This is a genomic window from Cryobacterium flavum, from assembly GCF_900103805.1.
In the GTDB taxonomy this organism is placed as follows: Bacteria; Actinomycetota; Actinomycetes; order Actinomycetales; family Microbacteriaceae; genus Cryobacterium; species Cryobacterium flavum.
Genome location: NZ_FNIB01000031.1, coordinates 1 through 5,411, shown reverse-complemented (window position 1 = coordinate 5,411; position 5,411 = coordinate 1). Strand labels below are relative to the sequence as shown.

General features: G+C 53.8%; 3 rRNA genes. All 3 read right to left on the bottom strand.

The window, feature by feature from the left end:
- Window position 1 precedes the first annotated feature (1 nt).
- The 3 genes from rrf to BLS91_RS19235 all read right to left on the bottom strand — a co-directional run bounded on the left by rrf (window position 2) and on the right by BLS91_RS19235 (window position 5,361).
- Window positions 2-118 (bottom strand): 5S ribosomal RNA (rrf, locus tag BLS91_RS19245).
- A gap of 124 nt (window positions 119-242) precedes the next feature.
- Window positions 243-3,372 (bottom strand): 23S ribosomal RNA (locus tag BLS91_RS19240).
- A gap of 455 nt (window positions 3,373-3,827) precedes the next feature.
- Window positions 3,828-5,361, bottom strand: a 16S ribosomal RNA gene (locus BLS91_RS19235).
- Together the 16S, 23S and 5S rRNA genes form the textbook arrangement of a ribosomal RNA operon.
- Window positions 5,362-5,411 lie beyond the last annotated feature (50 nt).

Sequence of the window (5,411 nt, the reverse complement as noted above, 5' to 3'; positions counted from 1 at the left end):
AGTCCGGCGGTGTCCTACTCTCCCACAGGGTCCCCCCTGCAGTACCATCGGCGCTGAGAGTCTTAGCTTCCGGGTTCGGAATGTGACCGGGCGTTTCCCTCTCGCTATAGCCGCCGAAACATCTTGCGATGAATCGATTCTATATTATGTAGTTATATAGAGTCCTCGTGACGAGGACGTTGTTCTCGACCGTACATCGAGAACCACATAGTGGACGCTAAAGCAGCTTCTTCAAACTGAGTGTTATCAAATTATCGGCTTATTAGTACCGGTCAGCTCCATGGGTCTTTAGTCCCCACTTCCACATCCGGCCTATCAACGCAGTAGTCTAGCTGCGAGCCTCTCCCCCGAAGGGATGGAAATCTCATCTCGAAGCCGGCTTCCCGCTTAGATGCTTTCAGCGGTTATCCGTTCCGAACGTAGCTAATCAGCGGTGCTCCTGGCGGAACAACTGACACACCAGAGGTTCGTCCATCCCGGTCCTCTCGTACTAGGGATAGATCTTCTCAAATTTCCTGCGCGCGCAGCGGATAGGGACCGAACTGTCTCACGACGTTCTAAACCCAGCTCGCGTACCGCTTTAATGGGCGAACAGCCCAACCCTTGGGACCTACTCCAGCCCCAGGATGCGACGAGCCGACATCGAGGTGCCAAACCATGCCGTCGATATGGACTCTTGGGCAAGATCAGCCTGTTATCCCCGAGGTACCTTTTATCCGTTGAGCGACAGCGCTTCCACAAGCCACTGCCGGATCACTAGTCCCGACTTTCGTCCCTGCTCGACTTGTCAGTCTTACAGTCAAGCTCCCTTGTGCACTTACACTCGACACCTGATTACCAACCAGGTTGAGGGAACCTTTGGGCGCCTCCGTTACTTTTTAGGAGGCAACCGCCCCAGTTAAACTACCCACCAGGCACTGTCCCTGAACCGGATCACGGTTCGAAGTTAGGTATCCAATATGACCAGAGTGGTATTTCAACAATGACTCCACCTGAACTAGCGTCCAAGCTTCACAGTCTCCCACCTATCCTACACAAGCCACACCGAACACCAATACCAAGCTGTAGTAAAGGTCACGGGGTCTTTCCGTCCTGCTGCGCGTAACGAGCATCTTTACTCGTAATGCAATTTCGCCGAGTTCGCGGTTGAGACAGCTGGGAAGTCGTTACGCCATTCGTGCAGGTCGGAACTTACCCGACAAGGAATTTCGCTACCTTAGGATGGTTATAGTTACCACCGCCGTTTACTGGGGCTTAAATTCTCAGCTTCGCCTTGCGGCTAACCGTTCCTCTTAACCTTCCAGCACCGGGCAGGCGTCAGTCCGTATACATCGTCTTGCGACTTAGCACGGACCTGTGTTTTTAGTAAACAGTCGCTTCCCACTGGTCTCTGCGGCCTTCGAACGCTCCCGGAGCAAGTCCGTTCACGCCTCAGGCCCCCCTTCTCCCGAAGTTACGGGGGCATTTTGCCGAGTTCCTTAACCACGATTCTCTCGATCTCCTTAGTATTCTCTACCTGATCACCTGAGTCGGTTTGGGGTACGGGTGACTAAAACCTCGCGTCGATGCTTTTCTTGGCAGCATAGGATCACTGATTTCACCCTTACGGGCTACCCATCGGGTCTCAACCTTATATGAGAGACGGATTTGCCTATCTCTCGGCCTACATCCTTAGACCGGGTCAACCATCGCCCGGCTCAGCTACCTTCCTGCGTCACACCTGTTAATACGCTAACCGCACCAGCATAGGGTCGCACGCTAGGCCCCACGCTTCACCCCGAAGGGATCCATCTAGGGGATTCAGATGCTTAGCATTACTGGATTAGTTTGGGCGGTTTTTCGTCAGTACGGGAATATCAACCCGTTGTCCATCGACTACGCCTGTCGGCCTCGCCTTAGGTCCCGACTTACCCAGGGCGGATTAGCCTGGCCCTGGAACCCTTGATCTTTCGGAGGACGGGTTTCTCACCCGTCTTTCGCTACTCATGCCTGCATTCTCACTCGTGTGGCCTCCACGGCTGGTTTACACCGCCGCTTCGCTGGCCACACGACGCTCTCCTACCCATCAACACGGCTGAACCAACACCACAAGGGTGTTAGCTAACCAAAAATATCAATGCCACAACTTCGGTGGCGTGCTTGAGCCCCGTTACATTGTCGGCGCGGAATCACTTGACCAGTGAGCTATTACGCACTCTTTCAAGGGTGGCTGCTTCTAAGCCAACCTCCTGGTTGTCTGTGCAACTCCACATCCTTTCCCACTTAGCACGCGCTTTGGGACCTTAGTTGGTGGTCTGGGTTGTTTCCCTCTCGACGATGAAGCTTATCCCCCACCGTCTCACTGCTGCGCTCTCACTTACCGGCATTCGGAGTTTGGCTGACGTCAGTAAGCTTTTGGGCCCCATCGGCCATCCAGTAGCTCTACCTCCGGCAAGAAACACGCAACGCTGCACCTAAATGCATTTCGGAGAGAACCAGCTATCACGAAGTTTGATTGGCCTTTCACCCCTATCCACAGCTCATCCCCTCCATTTTCAACTGAAGTGGGTTCGGTCCTCCACGACGTCTTACCGTCGCTTCAACCTGGCCATGGATAGATCACTTCGCTTCGGGTCTAGGACATGCGACTGAATCGCCCTATTCAGACTCGCTTTCGCTACGCATTCCCCTCTCGGGTTAAGCTCGCCACATATCACTAACTCGCAGGCTCATTCTTCAAAAGGCACGCTGTCACCAGAACAAAGCTGGCTCCAACGGTTTGTAAGCAAACGGTTTCAGGTACTATTTCACTCCCCTCCCGGGGTACTTTTCACCTTTCCCTCACGGTACTTGTTCACTATCGGTCATGTAGGAGTATTTAGGCTTATCAGGTGGTCCTGACGGATTCACACGGGATTTCTCGGGCCCCGTGCTACTTGGGATACTTCTCGGGCGATTGCTGCATTTCGACTACGGGGTTCGCACCCTCTATGACCAGGCTTTCAATCCTGTTCGTCTATACAACGTTCTAACCCTTACCATTCGGTAGAATAGGCAGAAAAGTCCCGCAACCCCGACCATGCAACGCCTACCGGCTATCACACATGATCGGTTTAGCCTCATCCGGGTTCGCTCGCCACTACTAACGGAATCACTATTGTTTTCTCTTCCTGTGGGTACTGAGATGTTTCACTTCCCCACGTTCCCTCTACCCGCCCTATATATTCAGGCGGGAGTCACCAGGTCACCTCACGGGCCTGGCGGGGTTTCCCCATTCGGACATCCTCGGATCACAGTTCGTTTATCAACTCCCCGAGGCTTATCGCAGATTACTACGTCCTTCTTCGGCTCTACATGCCAAGGCATTCACCGTTTGCTCTTAAAAATTTGAAATCACATGAGTTTGAATCGATTAAGTATGCCGAATAAATCCGACATCGAAATTGACCAATGATCACAGCACTAAATAAATTCAGTGCTTAGATCTTTGTAATTTGCTCTCTTACGAGAGTCAAATTTAAGATGCTCGCGTCCACTGTGTAGTTCTCAAAGTACGGGCGGTACCCTTCCCACCGGCACGTGATGCCAACGAGAAAAAGTCCAGAAGAAACAGATCAACCACAACGTGCGTCGTGATCGTTCCGGTCCCTCAGGACCCAACAGCGTGCATATGCAAGTCTCTCAACCCGTCGCATTTCCAACCTCCGAGGAGGCGTACCGTGCGGCGAGAAGCCGTTCTTGCATCAATGTCAATGTTCCACCCATGAGCGCCATCGGAAGACATTCGCTTCCGTCTGACTGGCCGCCATATTCCGCTGTATACAGACGGGACGGCACGTGCTCCTTAGAAAGGAGGTGATCCAGCCGCACCTTCCGGTACGGCTACCTTGTTACGACTTAGTCCTAATCACCGATCCCACCTTCGACAGCTCCGTCCCTTACGGGTTCGGCCACTGGCTTCGGGTGTTACCGACTTTCATGACTTGACGGGCGGTGTGTACAAGGCCCGGGAACGTATTCACCGCAGCGTTGCTGATCTGCGATTACTAGCGACTCCGACTTCATGAGGTCGAGTTGCAGACCTCAATCCGAACTGAGACCGGCTTTTTGGGATTCGCTCCACCTTGCGGTATCGCAGCCCTTTGTACCGGCCATTGTAGCATGCGTGAAGCCCAAGACATAAGGGGCATGATGATTTGACGTCATCCCCACCTTCCTCCGAGTTGACCCCGGCAGTATCCCATGAGTTCCCACCATTACGTGCTGGCAACATAGGACGAGGGTTGCGCTCGTTGCGGGACTTAACCCAACATCTCACGACACGAGCTGACGACAACCATGCACCACCTGTATACCGACCTTGCGGGGCACCTGTTTCCAGGCGTTACCGGTATATGTCAAGCCTTGGTAAGGTTCTTCGCGTTGCATCGAATTAATCCGCATGCTCCGCCGCTTGTGCGGGCCCCCGTCAATTCCTTTGAGTTTTAGCCTTGCGGCCGTACTCCCCAGGCGGGGAACTTAATGCGTTAGCTGCGACACGGAGACCGTGGAATGGTCCCCACATCTAGTTCCCAACGTTTACGGCATGGACTACCAGGGTATCTAATCCTGTTCGCTCCCCATGCTTTCGCTCCTCAGCGTCAGTTACGGCCCAGAGATCTGCCTTCGCCATTGGTGTTCCTCCTGATATCTGCGCATTCCACCGCTACACCAGGAATTCCAATCTCCCCTACCGCACTCTAGTCTGCCCGTACCCACTGCAGGCCCGAGGTTGAGCCTCGGGTTTTCACAGCAGACGCGACAAACCGCCTACGAGCTCTTTACGCCCAATAATTCCGGACAACGCTTGCACCCTACGTATTACCGCGGCTGCTGGCACGTAGTTAGCCGGTGCTTTTTCTGCAGGTACCGTCACTCCCAGGAAAACCCAGTCGCTTCTTCCCTACTAAAAGAGGTTTACAACCCGAAGGCCGTCGTCCCTCACGCGGCGTTGCTGCATCAGGCTTGCGCCCATTGTGCAATATTCCCCACTGCTGCCTCCCGTAGGAGTCTGGGCCGTGTCTCAGTCCCAGTGTGGCCGGTCACCCTCTCAGGCCGGCTACCCGTCGTCGCCTTGGTGAGCCATTACCTCACCAACTAGCTGATAGGCCGCGAGCTCATCCTTGACCAAAATTCTTTCCACCCCAGAAGATGCCTTCCAAGGTAATATCCGGTATTAGCTACAGTTTCCCGCAGTTATCCCAGAGTCAAGGGCAGATTGCTCACGTGTTACTCACCCGTTCGCCACTGATCCAAGGAGCAAGCTCCTCTTCACCGTTCGACTTGCATGTGTTAAGCACGCCGCCAGCGTTCGTCCTGAGCCAGGATCAAACTCTCCGTAAATGTTTGAATAGCTCCCAAACCCGAAAGTTCAGTGCCCATCTAGTGCACCC